Source organism: Pseudomonas trutticola BRTCR10, assembly GCF_056155105.1.
On record NZ_CM149552.1, the window covers coordinates 2967335 to 2991241 of the forward strand.

The window sequence follows — 23907 nt, forward strand, 5'->3', positions numbered from 1 at the left end:
GTTTCGGGAGGGCTGGGGTGAGGGGGAAAAGATCTTCAGAACACCACAAAAAACCAAGCCGAAACCCCAATAAAAAACGGCCCTGAAAAGGGCCGCTCTTCCTTGCATCAACTCAAGCCCGCAATGTCCGCGTCATGCGCAACGCCAGCAAGCTGCCGCCGACAATCACCCCGGCCAGCAGGTACAACGCCGCATCGGTCGAACCGGTGCTGTCCTTGACCCAACCCACCAGGTACGGGCTAAGGAACCCGGCCATCTGCCCCATCGAGTTGATCAGCGCCAGACCACCGGCGGCAGCGCCTGCACTCAACATGGCGGTCGGCACTGGCCAGAACATCGGCAGACCGGTCAGCGCCCCCATGGTTGCAAGGGTCAGACCGAGAATGGCAATCGCCGGATTGGCCGCGAAATTCACCGCGATGATCAGGCCGATCGCGCCCATCAGCATCGGCACCACCAGATGCCAGCGCCGCTCTTTGCGCAGGTCCGCCGAGCGCCCGACCAGCAGCATGAACACCGCCGCCAGCAGATACGGAATGGCGCTCAACCAGCCGATCACCAGGTTGTCGCTGAAGCCGAGGTTCTTGATGATCGACGGCAGCCAGAAATTGATCGCGTACACGCCACTCTGGATGCAGAAATAAATCAGGCCAAACGCCCAGATCGCCGGGTTCTTGAACACCGCAATCAGCGAGTCGGAGGTGGTTTTCGGCTTGTTCGCCAAGTCTTCGGCCTGATCGGCCTCCAGTACCGCGCGCTCATGCGTGGTCAGCCATTTGGCATTGGCGAAGTTGTCGCTGAGCAGGAAATACGCCAGTGCGCCCAAGACAACGGTCGGAATACCTTGCAGCAGAAACATCCATTGCCAGCCGGCGAGGCCGCCCTGGCCCGCAGCAAAGTGATTGAGAATCCACCCGGAAAACGGGCTGCCGAGCAAACCCGAGACCGGAATCGCCGACATGAACAGCGCCATGATCCGGCCACGGCGGAACGTCGGGAACCACTGCGAGAGATAGAGCACGACGCCCGGGAAGAACCCGGCTTCGGCCGCACCGGTGAACAGGCGCAGGGTGTAGAACTCGGTCGGCGTGGTGACGAACAACAGGCAGGTCGACAGCGTGCCCCAAGTGATCATCATCACGGCAATCCAGCGCCGTGGACCGAACTTGGTCAACGCCAAGTTGCTCGGTACGCCGCACAGCACGTAGCCGATGAAGAAAATACCGGCCCCGAGGCCGTAGACGGTTTCGCTGAATTTCAGCGCATCAAGCATCTGCAGTTTGGCGAATCCAACGTTGACCCGGTCGAGGTAGTTGAACAGGTAGCAGATGAAGATGAAGGGGATTAAACGCAGGGTGATGCGTTTATAAACGGCGTTTTTATCGTCTTCGATGGTCTGGGTAGCTGCGGCGCTCTGCGACATAGCGGCTCTCTCTTTATTATGATTTTTTGCGATGCAAAGGGTAACGTTGATCGCCCTGAGAGTCTCGGCCACCTTTGGCCGGATTGTCTTTGTGCCTGAGCACAGGGTTTTGCGCCAAGCCCTGTGCGGGTGAACAACCGTCCGTGCCTGTCTATAAGGATTTTCTCCGTTATGTTCGAACTCGATCACGACCTCGCGCAGGACATCGTCGACCGGGCCATGGCCATTTTGCCGTACAACGTCAACGTCATGGACAGCCAGGGGCTGATCCTCGGCAGCGGCGAACCGGAGCGCATCAACACTCGCCACGAAGGCGCGCAACTGGTGCTGGCCAACGGGCGGGTCGTGGAGATAGACGGGCCGACCGCCCAGCACCTGAAAGGCGTGCAGCCCGGGATCAACCTGCCACTGCTGCTCGATCAGCGTTTGATCGGCGTACTCGGTATTACCGGCGAGCCGGAACAACTGCGCACTTACGCCGAACTGGTGCGGATGACGGCGGAGATGTTGGTCGGCCAGCGCAATCAGCAAGCCGAACAGCAATGGCGACGGCAGCGTTGCGATGACTTGCTGGCGTTGCTGTTGAGTGAAGCGGGGGACTCGCCACGTTTGCTCGATGAAGCGCAGCAACTCGGGCTCAAACCGCAAATGACCCGAGTGCCGTATCTGTTCGAATTGGGGCCAGAACACGGGCCAGGGCAAACTGTCGACGCACTAAGTGCCTGGCTGACGTCGCGCTTCCCGGACAGTTGGTGCGTGACGTCGGCGAAGTCGTCGTTGCTGTGGTGCCGGCCGGCGAGTCTGACCATCGAACATGATCGGTTGCTGGAAAAGCTCGACGCCTTGGGCTGGAACATTCTGCGCATCGCCGTGGGCGGGCAAGCGGATGGGCTGGCCGGATTGCGTCGGTGTTATCGACGCGTGGCGGATTTGCTCGCCTATGGCCGCGAAGTGTTGCCGCACTCGCGTTTGCTGATCCTCAATCGCTACCGCTTGCCGGTGATGTTGTGGCGTCATCGCAACGATGATGCGCTGGACGAATTGCTCAAACCCCTGCGCAAAGTGATCGCCAAGGATGGCAACGGCCAATTGCTGGCGACGCTGCGCAGTTGGTGTGACCACGACGGCCAGAGTCAGGCGTGTGCAGATGCGCTGGGGATTCACCGCAACAGCTTGCGTTACCGGATGGAGCGGATTGCCGAGATCAGCGGGGTTGATCCGTTACGGCTGGAGGGGATGTTGGCCCTCTACCTTGGTGTGCAACTGCTACCGCAGACTGACCCGAATTAAGCGGGTGATGTCACTGACGCCATCGCTGGCAAGCCAGCTCCCACAGGGGTTTATGTGTTGCCCTCGATGCTGGGCACGCCTTTGAACCTGTGGGAGCGGATTGCCGAGATCAGCGGGGTTGATCCGTTACGGCTGGAGGGGATGTTGGCCCTCTACCTTGGTGTGCAACTGCTACCGCAGACTGACCCGAATTAAGCGGGTGATGTCACTGACGCCATCGCCGGCAAGCCAGCTCCCACAGGGGTTTATGTGTTGCTCTCGATGCTGGGCACGCCTTTGAACCTGTGGGAGCTGGCTTGCCAGCGATGAGGCCGGGACATTCGCCATCCATTTCAGGGTTTTTGTAGAAATGAACAATAAACCCCCGCGCCATTTGTGCAGCGGACAGGCGTCAATGCGCATGCCGACTGGCAGCATGAGGGCATTCGAACAGGAGAATTCGCATGAAAATCGTCATCGCCCCCGATTCATTCAAGGACAGCCTGAGTGCCCAAGGCGTTGCCGAGGCCATTGCGCTGGGCCTGGCGCAAGTCTGGCCGCAGGCCACGCTGGTCAAGTGCCCGATGGCCGATGGCGGGGAAGGCACCGTCGAATCGATTCTCGCCGCGTGTGAAGGCGAACTGCGCCGCACCCGCGTGCGCGGCCCGTTGGGCGTACCGGTTGACGCCGCATGGGGCTGGTTGCCGCACAACCACACGGCAATCATCGAAATGGCCGAGGCCAGCGGTCTGCAATTGGTGCCGCTGGGTCAGCGCGATGCGTGCATCAGCAGCACCTTCGGCACCGGCGAACTGATTCGTGCGGCGCTGGATGCCGGTGCGCAGCGGGTGATTCTGGCGATTGGCGGCAGCGCAACCAACGATGGCGGCGCCGGGGCGATGCAGGCGCTGGGGGTGAAATTGCTCGACGCTCAAGGGCAAGCGCTGGTGCCGGGTGGTTTGGCATTGGCGCAATTGGCGCGACTGGATCTGAGCGAGCTGGACCCACGCCTGGCGCAGGTGCGTTTCGACATCGCCGCCGACGTCAACAATCCGCTGTGCGGACTCCACGGTGCTTCGGCGATTTTCGGTCCGCAGAAAGGGGCGTCGCCCGTGCAGGTCCAACAACTCGATCAGGCCCTCGGCCACTTCGCCGAGCTGTGCGCGCAAGCGTTGGGCAAAGACGTGCGCGATGAGCCGGGCAGCGGCGCGGCAGGTGGTTTGGGTTTCGCGGCCAAGGCGTTTCTCGGCGCGCAGTTTCAGGCCGGTGTCGAAGTGGTCGCCGAGCTGGTCGGATTGGCTGAGGCGGTCAACGGCGCAGATCTGCTGATCACGGGCGAAGGGCGCTTCGATGCCCAGACCTTGCGCGGTAAAACCCCGTTCGGCGTCGCGCGGATTGCCAAGCAGGCGCAGGTTCCAGTGATCGTGATCGCCGGGACCCTGGGGGAGGGTTATCAGGAACTCTACGCGCATGGCATCGATGCCGCATTCGCTGTGACCAGCGGCCCGATGACACTGGAAAAGGCTTGCGCCGAAGCGCCACGCTTGCTGCGCGAACGCGCCACCGACATCGCCCGCGTCTGGCAGCTGGCCAGACACCCGTCCTGAACGGCACCGAGAACCTTGTGGCGACGGGATTTATCCCCGATCGGCTGCGCAGCAGTCGCCAATCCTGTAGGCGAAGTGCCTGAAGGATTGTAAGGGGCCGCTTCGCAGCCCAACGGGGATAAATCCCCTCGCCACAGGAGCCGGAGAAGCTTCAAGATGTTTCATTGTCGTAACACCCTGAAAAATATTTGCTCTTGACCCACAATCTTCCTAAAGCCTGGCCGATACAGCGATCAGGCGCGCACAAAACTCCCTAATAACAGTGACGCCGGACCGAAGCCCGCCACACGGGTCAGTGATCACGGCATGGATGCTCGTAGTTTCTATCTTCCGAGAGTCCAACTATGTCCTTGCGTAACCTCAATATCGCGCCCCGTGCCTTCCTCGGTTTTGCCTTTATTGCCTTGCTGGTGATCGTGCTTGGCGTGTTCGCCGTCAACCGCATGTCGGTCATCCGCCAGGCTTCAGTCGACATGGATTCGACGCAACTGCCCAGCGTGACGCAGCTCAGCGTGGTGACGGAAAACGTCCTGCGCCTGCGGATTCTGTCGTTCCGCGTGCTGGTCAATCGCGAGGCCGCCGGGTTGCAGGAAGCGCAGACTCGCATCGGCGTATTGGTCGACAAGGTACGCAGTGCCCAGGCCGCTTACGCCGCGCTGCCGGCAGGCCCGGAAGAGCGTGCGCTGTATCAGTCTTTCGCGACTACCCTGGACAACTACCTGCAAGCGCAAAACCAGATGATGGACCTGTCGCGCCAGGACAAGCTCGACGAGATGCGCACCCTGATCAACACGCGGATCAAGGACGGCACCGACCAGATGGGCGAGCAGCTCAACAAACTGATCGCGATCAACGCCGCTGACGCCAAAGCTGCGTCCATGCAGGCGGGCGAGCATTACGACAGCGCCATCACTGGCATCGTCATCGTTGCGGTTGTCGCTGCGCTCGCTACAGTGTTGCTGGCGTTGTTGCTGACGCGCAGCATTGTCACCCCGCTGAACCGTGCCGTTGAGGCGGCGCAAACCATCGCCGGTGGCAACCTGACCAAACTCATCGAAGTCGACGGCAAGGACGAACCGGCGCGCCTGCTCGCCGCCCTCGCCGCGATGCAGACCAACCTGCGCAAAACCATTGAGCAGATCGCTGGTTCCGCCACGCAACTGGGCGCCGCCGCCGAAGAACTCAGCGCCGTGACTGAAGAAGCGTCTCGCGGCCTGCAACAGCAAAACGACGAAATCGAACAAGCCGCCACCGCCGTCAACGAGATGACCGCGGCGGTCGAGGAGGTTGCACGCAACGCCGTGTCGACGTCCGAAGCCTCGAACCAGTCGACCCACGCCGCCCGTGAAGGTCGCGATCAAGTGGTGAAAACCGTCGACGCGATCCAGACCATGACCCACGACGTGCAGAACACCGCGCAAATGATCGAAGGCCTGGCCGCGCAAGGTCGTGATATCGGCAAAGTGCTCGACGTGATTCGCGCCATCGCCGAACAGACCAACCTGCTGGCGCTTAACGCGGCCATCGAAGCGGCGCGTGCCGGCGAGGCCGGGCGTGGTTTTGCCGTGGTCGCGGACGAAGTGCGGGCACTGGCCCATCGCACCGCGCAGTCGACTCAGGAAATCGAAAAAATGGTCGCCGGCATCCAGAACGGCACCGGTGAAGCGGTTTCGTCGATGCAGCAGAGCAATCAACGCACCCAGTCCACCCTGGAAATGGCCCGCGCTGCCGGCGTTGCCCTGGAGCAGATCACCCAGTCGATCCACCAGATCAACGAACGCAACCTGGTCATCGCCAGCGCTTCGGAAGAGCAGGCGCAAGTCTCGCGTGAAGTCGACCGCAACCTGGTCAACATCCGCGATCTGGCCACGCAATCGGCCGCCGGCGCCAACCAGACCAGCGCCGCGACTCACGAACTGTCGCGTCTGGCGGTGGATTTGAACGCCATGGTGGCGCGTTTCGTGATTTGAGATACGGTGAAGGCTGGAGACTGCGCAATCAGGAGACGTACATGCGCTATTCAGCCTTGACCCAACGAATCGCCGGGGAGGGAGCAGCGGCCTGGCAGATTCACGACCGAGCGCTGGAGTTGCGCGCCGAGGGTGTCGACATATTGCTGCTGAGCGTGGGCGACCCGGATTTTGATACACCACTGCCGATCGTCCACGGCGCCATCGACAGCCTGCTGGCGGGCGATACGCATTATTCCGAAGTCCGTGGCCGGCTGGCGCTGCGTCAGTTGATTGCCGCACGCCACCGGCAACGCAGCGGTCAGGCAGTCGACGCCGATCATGTGATTGTCATGCCCGGCGCGCAGTGCGCGGTGTATTCGGTGGCGCAATGCTTGCTCGACCCGGGCGACGAGGTGATCGTCGCCGAGCCGATGTACGTCACCTATGAAGGGGTGTTCGGCGCTTGCGGCGCGACCGTTGTGCCGGTGCCGGTGCGTCCGGAAAACGGCTTTCGCGTCGACCCCGCCGATGTCGCCGCGCGGATCACGCCGAAGACCCGCGCCATGCTGCTCAACAGTCCCAACAACCCTTGCGGCGCGAGCCTGCCGCTGCTGATCTGGCAGGAACTGGCGGCGCTGTGCATTCATCATGACCTGTGGCTGATCAGCGACGAGGTCTACAGCGAACTCCTTTACGAAGGCCAACACATCAGCCCGGCGAGCCTGCCGGGGATGGCCGAACGCACGGCGACGATCAACAGCCTGTCGAAATCCCACGCCATGACCGGGTGGCGTATCGGCTGGACGATCGGCCCGAAATCGTTGGCCGAACATCTGGTCAATCTGTCGTTGAGCATGCTGTTTGGCCTGCCGGACTTTGTCCAGAAAGCCGCGGAAGTCGCGCTGGCTTCAGACCTGCCGGAAGTGTCGCAGATGCGCGAGGAATATCGCCTGCGCCGGGACCTGGTGTGCGAACGCTTGCGAGGGTGCCCGGGATTGCAGCCGATACGACCGGATGGCGGGATGTTCGTCATGGTTGATGTGCGCCAGACCGGATTGGGCGCGCAGGCGTTTGCCGAGCGGTTGCTCGAAGGTTACGGCGTGTCGGTGCTGGCCGGAGAGGCGTTCGGGCCGAGTGCGGCGGGACATATCCGCCTCGGGCTGGTGCTGGACCGGGTGAAACTGGCGGATGCCTGTGCGCGGATTGCCCTGTGCGCGGCGCAGCTGTTACAGGCGCGCAGTGCCTGATGGTTTTGCAGCGTGTTCACTGGCCCCATCGCTGGCAAGCCAGCTCCCACAGGGTTTTGATGAACACTGAAGCATCTGTGGGAGCTGGCTTGCCAGCGATGGGGCCAGATCAGGCCATGCAGATCTCAGCCCTGCCAGGCAGGCAGCTCCCCCAGGGTTTTGTGTCGTTCACCGATTTGATGAACACTGAAGAATCTGTGGGAGCTGGCTTGCCAGCGATGAGGCAAGATCAGGCCATGCAGATCTCAGCCCTGCCAGGCCGATGAGTTCACCAGATTCAAAGGCTTCTCCCCAGCCAAAGCCATCAGCAGATTCTCCACCGCACAGCGCGCCATCGCCTCCCGCGTCTCATGGGTCGCCGAGCCCATATGCGGCGTCGCCACCACATTGCCAAACTGCAACAACGGCGAGTCGTGATTCAACGGCTCACGTTCGAACACATCCAGCCCAGCCGCACGAATCCGTTGCTGGCTCAGCGCGTCGATCAGTGCTGCCTCATCCACCACCTTGCCCCGCGAGATGTTGATGAAAATGCTCTCCGGGCGCATCAGCGCAAACTGCTCAGCGCCGATCAAGCTTTCGGTCTGTGCGGTCAGCGGCAAGGTCAGACAGATGAAATCGGCTTGCTGCAACAGCTCCTCAAGGCTGCGGTACTGCGCAGCAAACCGCTCTTCGACCGCCGGTTTGCGCGACTGGCTGTGATACAGCACCGGCATGCCGAAACCGAAATGCCCGCGCTGGGCCAACGCCTCGCCAATCCGGCCCATGCCGATAATTCCGAGCGTCTTGCCATGCACATCGGTGCCGAAATGCGTTGGGCCGATATTGCGCTGCCACTGACCGCTGCGCACCATGTTGGCCAGTTCCACCACACGCCGGGCCGTGGCCAGAATCAAGGCGAAACCGGTGTCGGCAGTGGTCTCGGTGAGCACGTCGGGGGTGTTGGTCAGGAGGATCTTGCGCCGGGTCAGATAGTCGATGTCGTAGTTATCGACGCCCACCGAGACGCTGGCAATCGCTTCCAGCTGCGGCGCCAGATCGAGCAACGCGGCGTCGAGTTTCAGGCTGGCACCGAGCAAGCCGTGGGCGTGGGGCAGGGCATCGCGCAGTTGCATCAGGCCTTGGGCGTCGAGGCTTTCGATCAGCGTTACATCAAACTGTGCTTGCAGCCGCGCCATCAGCGCGGGCGAGAGTTTCTTGTACAGCACGACGTGTTTTTTCATGGCAAAAGTCTCTTCAGGAATGCGCCGGCACGGCACGCGTGGCGACGGCTTTGGCCACGACGCGATCACTGGCGCCGGGCTTGAGGAAAATTGTCAGCACCACCGACAGCAGCAGCGCGCCGCTCATCAGCAGGTACGAAGCACCCGGCGATCCGGTGGAACTGTTCAGATAACCGACCAGATACGAGCCGCCGAACGAACCGAGCGCACCCATGCTGTTGATCAGCGCCATCGCGCCACCGGCGACGTTGGCCGGGAGGATCTCCGGAACGATGGCGAAGAACGGCCCGTAAGGCGCATACATGCAGGCGCCGGCGATCACCAGCAGCGTGTACGACCACCAGAAATGTTCGGCACCGAGCGCGTAGGAGCCGTAAAAGGCAATCGAGGCAATCAGCAGTGGCGGCCAGACGAAGCGTTTACGCTTTTGCAGTTTGTCCGAGCCCCACGAGACCAGGAGCATGCCGATCACCGCCGCCAGATAGGGCAGCGCCGACAGCCAGCCGGCCTCGATCATGTCCATTTGCGCGCCGGCCTTGAGAATCGACGGCAGCCACAACACGAAGCCGTAAACGCCGATGCTCCAGCAGAAAAACTGCAACGCCAGAATGATCACTTTCGGCGAGCGGAACGCCTCGGCGTAGTTCTTCACCGCTTTGATACCGACCTGTTCGGCGGCGAGGGCACTTTCCAGATCGTGCTTTTCCTGCTCGCTGAGCCACGTGGCCTGGGCCGGACGATCATCGGCGAGTTTCCACCAGATAAACGCCCAAAGCACCGCCGGCAGACCTTCGATGATGAACATCCAGCGCCAGCTGAAATGCTGCACCAGATAACCCGAAACCACCGACATCCACAGCATGGTCACCGGGTTGCCGAGGATCAGAAAGGTGTTGGCCCGCGAGCGTTCGGCACGGGTGAACCAGTGACACAGGTAGACCAGCATCGCCGGCATCACCGCCGCTTCGACCACGCCGAGCATGAAGCGGATGACGATCAGCCAATAGGCGTTGGAGACCACGCCAGTCAATGTGGCCAGGCCACCCCAGAGGATCAGGCTGACGAAGATCAGCTTCTTCACGCTGTGTTTTTGCGCGTAGATCGCGCCCGGCACCTGGAAGAAAAAGTAGCCGAGGAAGAACAGCGCACCGAGCAGTGAGGACAGCCCCGGCGTGATCATCAGGTCGGCGGCCATGCCCGATGCGGCGGCGAAGCCGTAGTTGGCGCGATCGAGATACGCCAGGCTGTAGGTGATGAACACGATCGGCATGATGTACCACCAGCGGCGGGCGGCGAGGGTTGCAGTTGTCATGGTGTTGCTCCTGAGCTTGTTGTTTTTGTCGCAGCAGGTTCAATAAAGCGTTGGTCTGTCAGGGCCTCATCGCTGGCAAGCCAGCTCCCACAGGGATTTCGGGTATGCCAAAGATTGCATGTCCACCACCAACCCTTGTGGGAGCTGGCTTGCCAGCGATGGCGTCCTCGAATTCAGCAACGAGTTCGGATCGGGTCGGCAACCCCTCCATATCCCCGCGACTTTGCACCGCCCGACTGCCAATCCAGTTCGCCCGTTGCACCGCCTCGGCAAAACTCTGCTGCTCCAGCAGGGCACTGATCATCCCCACCGCAAAGCCGTCACCCGCGCCCACCGTATCGACGACATGGGCCACCGGCACACCGGCGACAAAGCCCTGATCCAGCTGCGTGCGGTAATAGGCGCCCTGCGGCCCAAGCTTGATCGCCACCGCTTCGGCGCCCTGATCGAGATAGAACGCGGCGATGTCCGCCGGGTCCTCGAAACCCGTGAGCAAACGACCTTCACTCAACCCCGGCAAAACCCAGTGGGCGAGGGCGGCGAGGCGGTTGATCTCGCTGATCATTTCGCGCTCGCTGGCCCACAGGCTCGGGCGCAGATTAGGGTCGAACGACACGCTGCGTCCGGCATGGCGCATGCGCGTCATCAGCTCCAGCGACATCTCCCGCGCCGAGGCCGACAGCGCTGGCGGAATCCCGGTGGCGTGCAAATGCCGGGCGCTCAGCAGGCTTTCATTGATCGACTGCGGCGACAGATGACTGGCCGCCGAACCGCGGCGGAAATACTCGACCTGCGGATCGCTGCCATCGTCGGTGCGGGATTTGAACTGGAAACCGGTCGGGTGTTGGTTGTCGACCTCAACGTGCCAGCAATCCAGCCCTTCGCGGGTCAAGGTGTCGACGACAAAACGGCCTAGGGAATCGTTACCCACCCGGCTCAGCCACGCGACATCGAAACCCAGGCGTGAAAGGCCGATCGCCACGTTGCTATCGGCACCGGCAATGCGCTTGTGGAATTGCTCGACCCGCGCCAAGTCACCGCATTGCTCGGCCACCAGCATCGCCATGGTTTCGCCAAACGACAGAATATCGATCTCAGACATGGGCAGGCTCCAGACGGGATTGGCCGAGACGGGCGAGGGTGGCGACGTGTTCGCGGGTCAACGCGACCAGATCATCACCTTGCAACGGATACTCGGCCGCACGCATAACGCCTTGGGCCATGTGCCGCAGCAGTTGTTCCCACAGATGCAGGTCGCTGACGTCCGGCGGCGTCGCCACCAGTTTGCCGTCGGCACGCCGGGCTACAGCCTTGCAGTGCACGTAGCCGACATGGCGACCGAGCAGGCGGGCGGCGTTGGCGGCGGACTGGTCTTGCCACTGCCAGTTGCCGATGTCGAAGGTCATCTTGATCGGCAGGCTGTGCTGTTCTACCGCCGTGAAGAAGCGCTGGAACGGTTCGATGCGGCCGCCGTGCAAGGTCTGGTCGTTTTCCACCAGCAGTTGCACCGGGCTGCTGTCGAGCAGTTGTTTCAGGGCTGACAGATCAGAGTTATCGGTGAAATAGCCGAGCGAGACTTTCAGCCACTTCGAGCCAAACGTCTCGGCGTGTTGCAGGGCGGTGATCAGTTCGGGATTAGCGCGTGACTGGCCGGCGAGCCACAGTTCGGTCGGCGACGAATAGATGCTTTGCAGGCCCAGCGCGGCGGTGGCTTCGCTCAATTGCGCGGGGTTTTCCCGGGTTAGAAGTTCTTCGCGCCATTCAATGCGATCGGCGCCGGCAGCGGCGAGCACATCGATAAAAAAGTCTTGCCCGCGCTGGCGCACAAGCTCGGCGCCGTAGCTGGACAGGCTGATGGAAACGGCAGGTTTATTCATTGTTGTGTACCTCTGAAACCGGTTTCATTTTTATTCAAATTTTTTTAGATGTTTCTATGGTGTTCTTTTGGGCCTCATCGCTGGCAAGCCAGCTCCCACAGGTTTTGTGTGCGCCACGGACACTGTGGGAGCTGGCTTGCCAGCGATGACGTCAGATCAATCAGCGAAAAATCTCAAGGTCGACCCACGCTCAACCAGCACCGGCGCAAAATCCAGCACCCGCGCCGCCTTATCATCTCCCCGCAGTCGCCTGAGCAAACACTCGAACGCCCGCGCGCCAATCTCTTGCGTCGGCTGGGCCAGCGCCGTAATCCCGCTGCCCACCAACGGATACCAGTCCAGGTCATCCAGGGCAATCAGCCCGACATCCTCAAACAACTGCGAGCCGATCTTGCGCAAGGCATGAGTCGCGGCCAGCGCCGCCACACCGTTGGCGCAAAACAGCGCTTTCGGCCCCGGCCCTGGAGTGTTTAAAAAAGTTTGCAGGTGAATGGCCAGATCGTCGCCCGTTTCCAGCACCGCCCCGGTCAACCCGGAACGCTGCGCAACCTGCGTCTGAAAACTGCTGACCCGCTCGATCCGCGAGCTGGTGCCGTCAAACGGTTCGGTGACCAGCAGCACATCGCGATAGCCACGCTGCTCAAGATGGGCGAGGGCCATTGCCACGGCCTGCGGGTTGTTCAGTCCGACCATGTCGCTGTCGAGCCCGTCGACCTTGCGATCCACCAGTACCAGCGGCATTTCGCGGTGCAATTCATGCAATTCGTCACGGTGATGGCCGAGGGTATTCACGATCAGGCCTTCGATGTTGTACGAGCGCAGGAGGGCCAGATGCTGACGCTCTTGCTCGTCATCGCGGTCGGTGTTGCACACCACCAGGCTGTAGCCGTGCGCACGGCAGGCGGTTTCCACCCCGTGCATCACGGCAATCGAATAAGGGTTACGGATGTCGGCCACCAGCATGCCGATCAAGCGAGTACGCCCGCGTTTGAGGCCGCGGGCCATCTGGTTTGGGCGATAGCCCAGTTCGGCAATCGCCTGCTCGATGCGCAAGGCAATGGCATCGGAGAGCAGGGCGCGGTCATCGCCGATGAAACGCGAGACGCTGGCCTTGGAAACACCGGCGCGTTCGGCGACATCGAGCATGGTCACGCGGCTGCGCTGGGCGGCGGAAAAGTCGTTCACGGTGTGAAACCTTGTTATTGGATTTATAGGGCGTCAGTCGTTACATGTGACTGAAACCGGTTTCAGGAAACACCAGAATCAAATCTTTCGTCAAGTGAATGATCGTTCCGCTCGACCCAAGTGCCGACGGGCGGCAACGGGATCAGGCGCTCGTCAGCCGAACAAGCCGGCCGCGATATTGATTGAAAAACCCAGAATGGCCGTGTTGAACACGAAGCCGATCAACGATTGTGCCAACACGATTTTGCGCATGTCCCGCGTTGCCACGCCGACATCGGCCGTTTGCACCGCAACGCCGATGGTGAACGAGAAATACAGGAAGTCCCAGTAGTTGGGCGTGGTCAGGCCTTCGGAAAAACGCAACGCGGGTTCCTTGCCATCCCATGTGTAATACAGGCGGGCGTAATGCACGCAAAAGATCACCCCGATCAATAACCATGAGCCGATCACGGTCAGTGCGGTGAAACCGTAGTGCAGCAGTTTGCTAGAGGCTTCCAGATCCTTGCTGCCGGCGAGTTCGAAGGTGATGGTGGCGAGACTGGCCAGCGCGGCGATGCACACCACGAACAACACCAGACCGGCGTTTTCATCTTCGACTTCGGCGATGCGTTTGACGTCCGGTGCCTTGGAACGCGCAGTAAGCCAGAGCATCAGGATCAGGTAAGTCCAGACGCCTGCGTTCCAGCCGATGAGGATTTTGCTGACGATGGAGTCGGCGGGGGCCAGAAGACCTGTGGCAAGGCCGAGCAGGGCAGCGGCGGAAAGGCGAGGATGGGTGCGGGCGAGGAAGCGCATGGGGACTCGAGGGGCCAGGATGGTTCAGACACCTTAGCCATGTGGGAGCTGGCTTGCCAGCGATGACGGCGGCACAGTCAACATTGATGTTGGCTGACCCATCGCTATCGCTGGCAAGCCAGCTCCCACAGGGATTAGTGGTGCTTGGTGAAGCGTTTTACGAGTTTCATGACCACGACGAAGAACACCGGCACGAAGATCACCGCCAGCGTCGCGGTGATCATCCCGCCGATAACCCCGGTGCCGATGGCCTGCTGGCTCGCCGAGCTGGCGCCGGTGGCGATGGCCAACGGCACCACACCGAGGATGAACGCCAGCGAAGTCATCACGATCGGCCGCAAACGCAGGCGTGCCGCTTGCAGCGTGGCGTCGATCAGGTCGTGGCCTTCGTCATACAGGCTCTTGGCGAATTCGATGATCAGGATCGCGTTCTTCGCCGACAGACCAATGATGGTAATCAACCCGACCTTGAAGAACACATCGTTGGGCATCCCGCGTAGCGTCACCGCCAGCACCGCACCGAGCACACCCAGCGGCACCACCAGCAACACCGAAGTCGGAATCGACCAGCTCTCGTACAACGCGGCCAGACACAGGAACACGATCAGCAGGGACAGGCCGAGCAATATCGGCGCCTGGCTGCCGGACAAACGCTCCTGCAACGACAGGCCCGTCCATTCCTGCCCGAGACCTTTCGGGCCCTGCGCGACCAGACGTTCAATCTCGGCCATGGCCTCGCCGGTGCTATGGCCCGGCGTTGGCTCGCCGGAGATCGCAATCGCCGGATAACCGTTGTAACGGGTCAATTGCGCCGGGCCCTGAATCCATTTGGCCTGGACGAATGCCGACAGCGGCACCATTTTTCCGGCGTTGTTGCGCACGTGCATTTTCAGCAAGTCATCGACCTGACTGCGCTGATCGCCTTCAGCCTGCACCACCACACGCTGCATCCGGCCCTGATTGGGGAAGTCGTTGATGTACGCCGAGCCCACAGCGGTGGACAGCACATTGCCAATCTCGGCAAACGACACACCCAAGGCATTGGCCTGTTTGCGGTCCACTTCCAGTTGCACCTGCGGTGCTTCGGCCAGTGCGCTTTCGCGGACATTCATCAGCACCGGGCTTTTCTCGGCGGCCGCGAGCAATTCCGTGCGTGCCTGCATCAACGTCGCGTGACCGAGGCCGCCGCGATCCTGCAAACGGAACTCGAAACCGCTCGACGTACCGAGGCCGTCCACGGGCGGCGGCAGCACCGAGAAGGCCATGGCGTCTTTTATCTCGCTCAGGGCGATATTGGCACGGTCGGCAATCGAGCTGGCGGAATCATCGCTGCCGCGCTGCGACCAATCCTTCAGCGTCGAAAATGCCAACGCGGCGTTCTGCCCGCTGCCAGAGAAGCTGAAACCGAGAATCACCACACTGTCGCTGATTCCCGGCTCGCTGGCGTTATGTGCCTCAAGCTGTTCAGCCACGGCCACCGTACGATTCTTGGTCGCGCCCGGCGGCAGCTGAATATCGGTGATGGTGTAACCCTGATCTTCCACCGGCAGGAACGAGGAGGGCAGACGCGCAAAGCACAGGCCCAGGCCGACCAGCAACACGACGTAAATCAGCAGATAGCGCCCGGTGCGTTTCAGCGCGTAACCGACCCAGCCCTGATAGCGATTGGTCAGTTGTTCGAAGCGGCGGTTGAACCAGCCGAAGAATCCGTATTTCTCGTGATGCTCACCCTTGCCGATCGGCTTGAGCAGCGTTGCGCACAACGCTGGAGTCAAGGTCAGGGCGAGGAAGGCCGAGAACAGAATCGACGTCGCCATCGACAGCGAGAACTGCTGGTAGATCACCCCGACCGAACCCTGCATGAAGGCCATCGGAATGAACACCGCCACCAGCACCAGCGTAATGCCGATGATCGCACCGGTGATCTGCGTCATCGCCTTGCGCGTGGCTTCCTTGGGCGACAGGCCTTCGGTGGCCATGATCCGCTCGACGTTCTCCACCACGACAATCGCGTCGTCCACCAGAATACCGATGGCCAGCACCATGCCGAACATGGTCAGCACGTTGATCGAGAAACCCAGTGCCAGCATGGTCGCGAAAGTACCCATCAACGCCACCGGCACCACCAGAGTCGGGATCAGCGTGTAGCGCACGTTTTGCAGGAACAGGAACATCACCGCAAACACCAGCAACATCGCCTCGCCCAAGGTGTAAACCACTTTGGTGATCGAGACCTTCACGAAGGGCGAAGTGTCGTAGGGAATCTTGTACTCCACGCCGGCCGGGAAGTAGCGCGACAGTTCGTCCATCTTCGCCCGCACCAGTGTCGCGGTGCTCAGCGCGTTGGCGCCCGGCGACAACTGCACACCAACAGCAGTGGACGGCTTGCCGTTGAGACGGGTGCCGAACTGATATTCCTGGCTGCCGATCTCGACCCGCGCCACATCGCTGACGCGCACGGTAGAGCCGTCGGGGTTGGCCTTGAGCACAATGTCGGCGAACTCTTCCGGTGTCGACAACTGGCCTTTGACCAGAATGGTCGCGGTGATTTCCTGGCTGGACGGGTTCGGCAGATCGCCGATGCTGCCGGCCGAAACCTGCGCATTCTGTGCGACGATGGCGGCGTTGACGTCAGCCGGGGTCAGGTTGAAGCCGATGAGTTTCTGCGGGTCGATCCAGATGCGCATGGCCCGCTCGGCACCATACAACTGCGCCTTGCCGACACCGTCGAGACGCTTGATCTCGTTCATCACGTTGCGCGCCAGATAATCACTGAGCGCGACGTCGTCGAGCTTGCCGTCACTGGACGTCAGGCTGATCAGCAAGAGGAAGCCGGAGGAAACCTTTTCTACCTGCAAACCCTGCTGATTCACCGCTTGTGGCAGACGCGACTCGACCACCTTTAGGCGGTTTTGCACATCGACCTGCGCCAGTTCCGGGTTGGTGCCCGGCTGGAACGTGGCTTTGATCGTGGCGCTGCCCAGGCTGCTTTGCGATTCGAAATACAACAGGTGATCGGCGCCGTTGAGTTCTTCCTCGATCAGGCTGACCACGCTTTCATCGACGGTCTGCGCTGAAGCGCCGGGGTACACGGCATAAATTTCGATTTGTGGCGGGGCGACATCGGGGTACTGCGCCACCGGCAATTGCGGGATGGCCAGCGCACCGGCCAAGAGGATGAACAGCGCGACCACCCAGGCAAACACCGGGCGGTCGATAAAGAACTGCGGCATATAAAAGCGTCCTGCTTACTGACCAGAGGTCTGGGCAAGTGGAAGAGGGGTGTCGTCAATCTGGACTTTCTCGCCGGGGCGGGCGTGTTGCAGGCCTTCAATCACAATGCGGTCGCCCGGTTTCAGGCCGCCGGTGACGATCCAGCGATTGTTCTGTACCGCGCCCAGTTGCACCGGCTGCTCGGCAACGCGCATTTGCTCGTCGACAGTCAGCACCTGGGCGACGCCGGCGCTGTCTCGTTGCACGGCGCGTTGCGGCACGGTGATCCCGTGCGCAATCGTGGCCTGTTCCAGACGCACGCGGATGAAGCTGCCGGGCAACAGGTCGAGATCCGGGTTGGGGAATTCGCTGCGCAGAATGATCTGGCCGGTGCCCGGGTCGACGGTGATGTCGCTGAACAACAATTTGCCCGGCAACGGATAGAGGCTGCCGTCATCCTGAATCAGCGTGGCCTTGACCTGATCCTGCCCGACTTCCTGCAACTGCCCGGAACGGAAGGCGCGGCGCAGTTCATTGAGTTCGCGGGTCGACTGGGTGAGGTCAGCGTGAATCGGGTTGAGTTGCTGAATCAGCGCCAGCGGCGTGGTTTCGTTCTGCCCGACCAGCGCACCTTCGGTGACCAGCGCGCGACCGATGCGCCCGGAAATCGGCGCAGTGACGGTGGCGTAACCCAGATTCAGCTTCGCCCGCTCCACGGCGGCCTTGTTGGCGGCGACATCGGCCGCCGTTTGCCGGGCATTGGCGCGGGCGTTGTCGTAGTCCTGAGCGCTGATCGCCTTGTCGTCGATCAACTGGGCGTAGCGCTGCTCTTGCAGCTTTGCCTGGAACGCATTGGCTTCGGCCTTGCGCAACGCCGCTTCGGCGCTGTCCAGGTCAGCCTTGAACGGTGCCGGGTCGATGCGAAACAGCACGTCGCCCTTTTTTACGTCGCTGCCTTCGCGATAGGTGCGTTGCAACACCACACCGGCAACCCGGGCGCGCACTTCGGCGATGCGCGGCGCGGCGATGCGGCCGCTGAGTTCACTGCTGATCGACAGGGGGCGGGCTTCGATGGTCTCGGTGCGCACAGTGGCTGGCGGTGCCTGCTCTTCGGCGTTCGAAGAAGAGTCACAGGCGCTCAGCGTCAGCGCCATGGCAATCAGGCCGAGCCCGGCCAGCAGTTTGTTCGACATTTACTACCCCCAATATTGATGCCCGCATCCTACGGGCAGTCGCCGAGAGTAGCGGTGAAGCTTTGTAGGCGCTGTGTGAAATTGTGTAAGGGTTTTACTCAGGGACGGGCGAGGGCGTATATCCTTAAGCCCTTGAAATTTATTGCGACAGATATATCGCTATCGCGGGCAAGCCCGCTCCCACAGTGATTGGTGGTGTTCACATCAAAGTCTCTGTGAGAGCGGGCTTGCCTGCGATGAGGCCCGACCCGTCGCCACAGCACTTTCTGGATCACCCATGCCCAACATCCTCTTGGTCGAAGACGACACCGCCCTCGCCGAACTGATTTCCAGCTACCTGGAGCGCAACGGTTATTCCGTCAGCGTCATCGGCCGTGGCGACCATGTGCGTGAACGGGCGCGGGTCAGTCCACCGGATCTGGTGATCCTCGACTTGATGCTGCCCGGCCTCGACGGGCTGCAAGTCTGCCGTCTGCTGCGCGCCGATTCAGCGACGCTGCCGATCCTGATGCTCACCGCCCGTGATGACAGCCACGATCAGGTGCTGGGCCTGGAAATGGGCGCCGATGATTACGTCACCAAACCCTGCGAGCCGCGCGTGCTGCTGGCCCGGGTGCGCACCCTGTTGCGCCGCAGCAGCCTCGGCGAACCGTTGACGGTCAATGACCGTATCGTCATGGGCAATCTGTGCATCGACCTGTCCGAACGTACCGTGACCTGGCGAGATCAACCGGTCGAACTGTCCAGCGGTGAATACAATTTGCTGGTAGTGCTGGCACGACACGCCGGCGAAGTGCTCAGCCGCGACCAGATTCTGCAACGCCTGCGCGGCATCGAATTCAACGGCACCGACCGTTCGGTGGACGTGGCGATTTCCAAGCTGCGGCGCAAGTTCGACGACCACGCTGGCGAAGCTCGCAAGATCAAGACGGTGTGGGGCAAGGGCTACCTGTTCAGCCGCTCCGAATGGGAATGCTGAGCTGATGTTTCGCATCCTGTTTCGCCTGTATCTGGTGACGATTGTGTCGTACAGCGCCGCGATCTATCTGGTGCCGGATCTGGTGGTCATGGCGTTCCGCGATCGTTTTGTCACCTACAACCTTGATTATTCCCGGGGCCTGCAATCGCTCATCGCCAAGCAGTTCCGCGCGGTGCCGCACGACCAGTGGCCAGCGCTGGCGGCGTCGATGGACAAGGACTTCCAGCCGCTGCACATCGTCCTTGCGCGTATCGACGATGCTGACTTCAGCGCTATAGAAGGTGAGCGTCTGCGTCGTGGCGAGAACATCGTGCGCATTGGCGACTGGGGTTGGCGCACGCTGGCGGTCACACCGCTGGACGACACCACCGTGGTGCAAATGGTCGTGCCGCCGGACCCGATGGACGTCAATCTGTTGTACTGGAGCATCAACGTATTGATCGGCGCAACGCTCCTCGCCTGCCTGTTGATCTGGTTACGCCCGCACTGGCGTGATCTGGAACGCCTCAAAGGCACTGCCGAGCGCTTCGGTAAAGGCCATTTGAGCGAACGCACGAAAATCGCCCCGAGTTCGAACATTGGCAGCCTGGCCAATGTGTTCGACACCATGGCCGGTGACATCGAGAACCTGCTGAACCAGCAACGCGACCTGCTCAACGCGGTATCCCACGAACTGCGCACGCCCTTGACGCGTCTGGACTTCGGCCTGGCGCTGGCGCTGTCCGACGACTTGCCGGCCGCCAGCCGCGAACGCTTGCAAGGCCTGGTCGCGCATATTCGCGAGCTGGATGAACTGGTGCTGGAGCTGCTCTCTTATAGTCGCTTGCAGAATCCGGCGCAGTTGCCGGAACAGGTTGACGTGTCACTGGATGAGTTCATCGACAGCATTCTGGGCAGTGTCGATGAAGAACTGGAGTCGCCGGACATCGTGATTGACGTGCTGCTGCACGGTCAGCTCGAACGCTTTTCCCTCGACCCGCGTCTGACCGCGCGGGCGATCCAGAACCTGCTGCGCAACGCCATGCGCTATTGCGAAAGGCGTATCCAGATCGGCGTGCAGGTCAATGCGGGCGGTTGTGAAATCTGGGTGGACGACGACGGCATCGGCATTCCCAACGATGAGCGTGAGCGGATTTTCGAGCCGTTCTATCGACTGGACCGCAGCCGTGACCGCGCCACCGGTGGTTTCGGCCTCGGCTTGGCCATAAGCCGCCGGGCCCTGGAAGCGCAGGGCGGGACGTTGACAGTCGAGTCCTCGCCGTTGGGTGGCGCACGGTTCAGATTGTGGTTGCCGACGCCCGTCTGATCGTGGCGAGGGAGCTTGCTCCCGCTCGGCGGCGCAGCCGTCGTAAAACCAGCCCCCGCGATTTGATTGCAAGAACGCAGGGGGCTGCTTCGCAACCCAGCGGGAGCAAGCTCCCTCGCCACAGGGAAAGGGTGGGTGTCAGGAAATTTCGGTGGATTGAATCAAGTGGACTCCTGCGCTCTGCATCCGGTCCATCGCTGCCGCCAATGAACCGTCCATATCAATCGCCCGGCAGGCGTCCAGCACCACAAAGGCATTGAACCCCGCCGCCCGCGCATCCAGCGCCGAGAACATCACGCAAAAATCCAGCGCCAGACCGACCATGTAGACCGTGTCGATTCCGCGCTCTTTCAGATAACCGGACAGCCCTGTGGTGGTGCGCCGATCGGCCTCAAGAAATGCCGAATAACTGTCGATGTCAGGGTTGCAGCCCTTGCGGATGACCAGTTGTGCGTGGGGCAGGTCCAGGCCCGAGTGGAACTCGGCACCGCCGGTTGCTTGCACGCAATGCTCAGGCCAGAGCGTCTGCTCGCCGTATGGCAGTTGAATCACATCGTAGGGTTTGCGGCCGGGGTGGCTGGAGGCGAAAGAAGCGTGCCCCTCCGGATGCCAATCCTGGGCGATGACGACCTGTTTGAACTGGCGCGAGAGCTTGTTGATCAGCGGTACGATCTGATCACCCTCAGGCACCGGCAGTCGGCCGCCGGGGACGAAATCGTTTTGAACGTCGATCACCAATAATGCAGTGCGAGAAGAAACGGACATCGGTGGATCCTCCTTGGAAATCACGTGTTCAGCATAGAAGTGGTTTTCCTATACAGCCAAACGGCTGTTCGGCAAATTCGGGCGGGATGTTTCCGCGCATTCCGACCAGCGGTAGCGTTTTGCGCTGAATTATGCGGTTTACCTGTCAGATCTGACAGTAGGCGAACACGGGCAATGCGTGTCTCATGCGCATATCACGACTCCTGTTCCGACATCGCATTGGAGTCCTGTTCCAGAAAGGATAACCGCTATGGACGCCAAGACCCTTGTTAAACCACGTATTCCCGGCATGACTCAGCCGGTCCTCGGGCCTGAAAATGCCGACGCCGGACTGCCGCTGGCACTGACTTATCTTTACCCGCAAGGGGTAAAGGTTTTCATCGAACCAGCGTCCACCGCCCAAGACGGTGACGTCTACGTGGTTCGACTGAACGGTGAGCGGGTGACGTCGGCAATCATCGCCGCCGGCGAGGCGACGCTACGCGTGATCGTGTACGTGGCGCTGGGCAAGTGGAAGACCCCACTGAATGTCCTCGAATACGCCTTGGAGCGAGGGGGACTGGAGGTTGAGGCGTCAGCGCCATTGACCGTTATTTATCACGACAAGCGTCCGGGGAATGTTGATCGGTTTCCTGAGGAGGAGGGCCATTCGGAGCTGATGCTTGAAGTGCCGCCGGATGCACTGGATGAAGGTGTCGATCCCGACCGGGCGCGTGCAGGTGTCAATGTCAGAGTCGCCTGCCCGTTGATGAGAGCGTTCGACACCGTTGTGTTGTATTGCAATGGTAAAACCCTGAGCCATGCGGTCAGTGCGGATGAAGCGGATCGACAGCAGCCCATCCAGATGACCATCGATGAGGCGACATTTCGCGCTGGCGGGGACAACCCGCGTTTCGAGTTGCGTTACACGGTGCTCGATCGTGTCGGGAACAGCCCGGATGTCAACAGCCCGAATTCGGCCAGCCAGTACCTGTACGTCAACCTCGATGGCACTTGGTACGACCCGCCGATCATCACTGAAGACCCCAATGATCCTGACGATGACGCCAGCATCATCGAGCTGGAAAAACTGGCCGGCAAACCGGCAACCGCACAAATCTATGTATCGCGGAGCTGGCTCAGAGACGATGAGATCCGCTTGACGGGGCGTTTCTATGGTGAGGACGGAGCGTTGCTGGAGCACCTGACATTTAAGGAACTGGTGAAGAACGCGCCGTTCTCCTACTCGATTCCTTTGCCTTACGCAGCGTTTGCCGGTGCCGCGAAGGGGCACGCAGTGTTCAGCTATCAGCGCGTGAGCCAAGGGAGCGAGCTCGACCGGTCATACGTGCAAAAAGTCGACATTATCGGTGAACCCGCTGCGGACCTTCTGGCGCCTGTTCTTGTGGGCTCCGGTTACGTGATTGATCCTCTGGCTGTGCCTGACGGCGTAACAGCGCGAGTGGAATACCTCGAAGACAAACCCGGGGACAAGGCACGGCTGGTGATCCAGGGTGCCGCCGGGCTGGGTTCGCCGGCATTTGCGGCGAGCGCTTTCAACAAGAATCACCGGGCCAACTTCATGATTGCGTCTCCGGTGTTCGCGGCCAGTCATGGCAAGACAGTGCAACTTGCGTGGCAGTTGCTCCGTGGCGCGACCACTCAACCCTCCGCGCATCGTGACGTGACAATCAAGCGGATCGAGGATCGGGATCCACGGCTGCCGATACCCACCATTCCTCAAGCCAGGAACGGCGTGCTCGATCTGGGTGATTTCCCCGCCGGTGCGCAAGCGCAATGTGCGGTCTGGCCGTCCATGGCGGTGGGGCAGTTACGCTGGTTTCGCTTGCACGGCACCGATCGCAACGGAAATGATTACCCGATTATTATTGCCCAGGCTGCTCAAGTGACAGAGCCTGAAATAGCCAGCGGGCTGGACAACGCGCTGCCCCGCAGCGAACTCGCGAAGCTTAAACCGGGATCAAGCTTGCGCATGGAGTTGAAAGTAGCCTTTGACGGGCTCAACGACGAATCGGCTGCAGTGGCGTTCCAGTCGCCGGCTTTCACCGTGCTGAATTCGCCTGCGAGGTTACTGGAAGATTTCACCGGTGTACCCGACCAGACGGCAAGACGGGGCGAGATCATGGAAACGCCGACTATGCAGATCACCTTCAAATCCGGTGATGGCGAGTGCGCGATCATGCCTCGCTCCGAGATCGGCCAATCTTTCCCGGGCCAGATCGAGGGGCAGGTTCTGAGCATCGGCCGCGATGCGTTCGGCCAGGCTGCGCAAGTGGTGGAAATCAAATTGAAGAACGCCTGTTCGCGAATCAGTTTCTTCCATCTCAGCGTGAATTATGAGGACAGCACGGTGGCTTACTACGCCAGCAACGGGTCACTGCTGGGCCGTCAGCCGTTAGGCTCGTCGTTTGGAACACCGGTCAATGTTGCTTTTGATGCGCCGGGGATCTCACGACTTGAATTCCATAGCCCAACACCCGACTGGTTCACCCTCGACACCTTTAAAGTGGATGTCTGATCCCCTGAGGCGAGTTCCGTTGGCTGGAACTTGCCTGTCGAGG

At 61.1% G+C, this 23907-nt stretch carries 18 protein-coding genes; 8 read left to right on the forward strand and 10 right to left on the reverse strand.

Going from position 1 to position 23907, the window contains the following annotated elements; all coding sequences use genetic code 11:
- Positions 1-112: 112 nt before the first annotated feature.
- Entirely contained in the window at positions 113-1423 is a 1311-nt protein-coding gene (locus ACVVH8_RS13345) for an MFS transporter (protein ID WP_475230722.1), read from the reverse strand.
- A 171-nt stretch (positions 1424-1594) separates the two neighbouring features.
- Here ACVVH8_RS13345 and ACVVH8_RS13350 point away from each other — a divergent pair, with 171 nt between their 5' ends.
- From ACVVH8_RS13350 to ACVVH8_RS13370, 5 genes are all read left to right on the forward strand, one after another.
- The gene (locus ACVVH8_RS13350) at positions 1595-2713 is read left to right on the forward strand and encodes a sugar diacid recognition domain-containing protein (RefSeq protein ID WP_475230724.1); all 1119 of its coding nucleotides are present in this window, start codon (positions 1595-1597) and stop codon (positions 2711-2713) included.
- A 57-nt stretch (positions 2714-2770) separates the two neighbouring features.
- Entirely contained in the window at positions 2771-2908 is a 138-nt protein-coding gene (locus ACVVH8_RS13355; RefSeq protein WP_213028528.1) for a hypothetical protein, read from the forward strand.
- Positions 2909-3156: 248 nt separating this feature from the next.
- Positions 3157-4299, forward strand: coding sequence for a glycerate kinase (locus ACVVH8_RS13360; RefSeq protein ID WP_475230726.1), 1143 nt, complete (start codon positions 3157-3159; stop codon positions 4297-4299).
- A 344-nt stretch (positions 4300-4643) separates the two neighbouring features.
- Positions 4644-6269 carry a methyl-accepting chemotaxis protein gene (locus tag ACVVH8_RS13365; RefSeq protein WP_475230728.1) on the forward strand — a complete coding sequence of 542 codons (1626 nt, stop codon included), beginning with the start codon at positions 4644-4646 and terminating at the stop codon, positions 6267-6269.
- A gap of 41 nt (positions 6270-6310) precedes the next feature.
- Positions 6311-7498 (forward strand): pyridoxal phosphate-dependent aminotransferase, encoded by a 1188-nt coding sequence (locus ACVVH8_RS13370; protein WP_103307419.1) that lies wholly within the window; start codon positions 6311-6313, stop codon positions 7496-7498.
- Between the two features lie 245 nt (positions 7499-7743).
- Here the strand turns inward: ACVVH8_RS13370 and ACVVH8_RS13375 are convergent, their stop codons facing one another.
- The 8 genes from ACVVH8_RS13375 to ACVVH8_RS13410 all read right to left on the reverse strand — a co-directional run bounded on the left by ACVVH8_RS13375 (position 7744) and on the right by ACVVH8_RS13410 (position 18296).
- Complete coding sequence (locus ACVVH8_RS13375) at positions 7744-8721, reverse strand: 2-hydroxyacid dehydrogenase (RefSeq protein WP_475230730.1); 978 nt, start codon at positions 8719-8721, stop codon at positions 7744-7746.
- A gap of 13 nt (positions 8722-8734) precedes the next feature.
- Complete coding sequence (locus tag ACVVH8_RS13380; RefSeq protein WP_475230732.1) at positions 8735-10033, reverse strand: MFS transporter; 1299 nt, start codon at positions 10031-10033, stop codon at positions 8735-8737.
- A 58-nt stretch (positions 10034-10091) separates the two neighbouring features.
- Positions 10092-11135 carry a sugar kinase gene (locus tag ACVVH8_RS13385; RefSeq protein ID WP_475230734.1) on the reverse strand — a complete coding sequence of 348 codons (1044 nt, stop codon included), beginning with the start codon at positions 11133-11135 and terminating at the stop codon, positions 10092-10094.
- Positions 11128-11910: a sugar phosphate isomerase/epimerase family protein gene (locus ACVVH8_RS13390; RefSeq protein WP_475230736.1), complete on the reverse strand. Its 783-nt coding sequence runs from the start codon at positions 11908-11910 to the stop codon at positions 11128-11130. Before ACVVH8_RS13390 ends, ACVVH8_RS13385 begins: the two co-directional genes overlap by 8 nt.
- 156 nt (positions 11911-12066) lie before the next feature.
- Positions 12067-13095 carry a LacI family DNA-binding transcriptional regulator gene (locus ACVVH8_RS13395; RefSeq protein WP_283246372.1) on the reverse strand — a complete coding sequence of 343 codons (1029 nt, stop codon included), beginning with the start codon at positions 13093-13095 and terminating at the stop codon, positions 12067-12069.
- A gap of 153 nt (positions 13096-13248) precedes the next feature.
- Positions 13249-13890: a DUF1345 domain-containing protein gene (locus ACVVH8_RS13400; RefSeq protein WP_103305038.1), complete on the reverse strand. Its 642-nt coding sequence runs from the start codon at positions 13888-13890 to the stop codon at positions 13249-13251.
- Between the two features lie 134 nt (positions 13891-14024).
- Entirely contained in the window at positions 14025-17123 is a 3099-nt protein-coding gene (locus ACVVH8_RS13405) for a multidrug efflux RND transporter permease subunit (protein ID WP_475230738.1), read from the reverse strand.
- Between the two features lie 15 nt (positions 17124-17138).
- Positions 17139-18296, reverse strand: coding sequence for an efflux RND transporter periplasmic adaptor subunit (locus ACVVH8_RS13410; protein WP_103305036.1), 1158 nt, complete (start codon positions 18294-18296; stop codon positions 17139-17141).
- A 277-nt stretch (positions 18297-18573) separates the two neighbouring features.
- On the opposite strand from ACVVH8_RS13410, the gene ACVVH8_RS13415 reads away from it, so the two are divergent.
- Together ACVVH8_RS13415 and ACVVH8_RS13420 are read left to right on the forward strand one after the other, a co-directional pair.
- A complete protein-coding gene (locus ACVVH8_RS13415) occupies positions 18574-19275 on the forward strand; it encodes a response regulator (protein ID WP_103305035.1) in 702 nt (233 codons plus the stop codon).
- Positions 19276-19279: 4 nt separating this feature from the next.
- On the forward strand, positions 19280-20581 hold the full coding sequence (locus ACVVH8_RS13420) for an ATP-binding protein (protein WP_475230740.1): 1302 nt from the start codon (positions 19280-19282) through the stop codon (positions 20579-20581).
- 138 nt (positions 20582-20719) lie between these two features.
- Here ACVVH8_RS13420 and pncA read toward each other — a convergent pair whose 3' ends face one another.
- Complete coding sequence (pncA, locus tag ACVVH8_RS13425) at positions 20720-21346, reverse strand: bifunctional nicotinamidase/pyrazinamidase (RefSeq protein ID WP_103305033.1); 627 nt, start codon at positions 21344-21346, stop codon at positions 20720-20722.
- Between the two features lie 250 nt (positions 21347-21596).
- On the opposite strand from pncA, the gene ACVVH8_RS13430 reads away from it, so the two are divergent.
- The gene (locus tag ACVVH8_RS13430; RefSeq protein ID WP_475230742.1) at positions 21597-23864 is read left to right on the forward strand and encodes a hypothetical protein; all 2268 of its coding nucleotides are present in this window, start codon (positions 21597-21599) and stop codon (positions 23862-23864) included.
- Positions 23865-23907 lie beyond the last annotated feature (43 nt).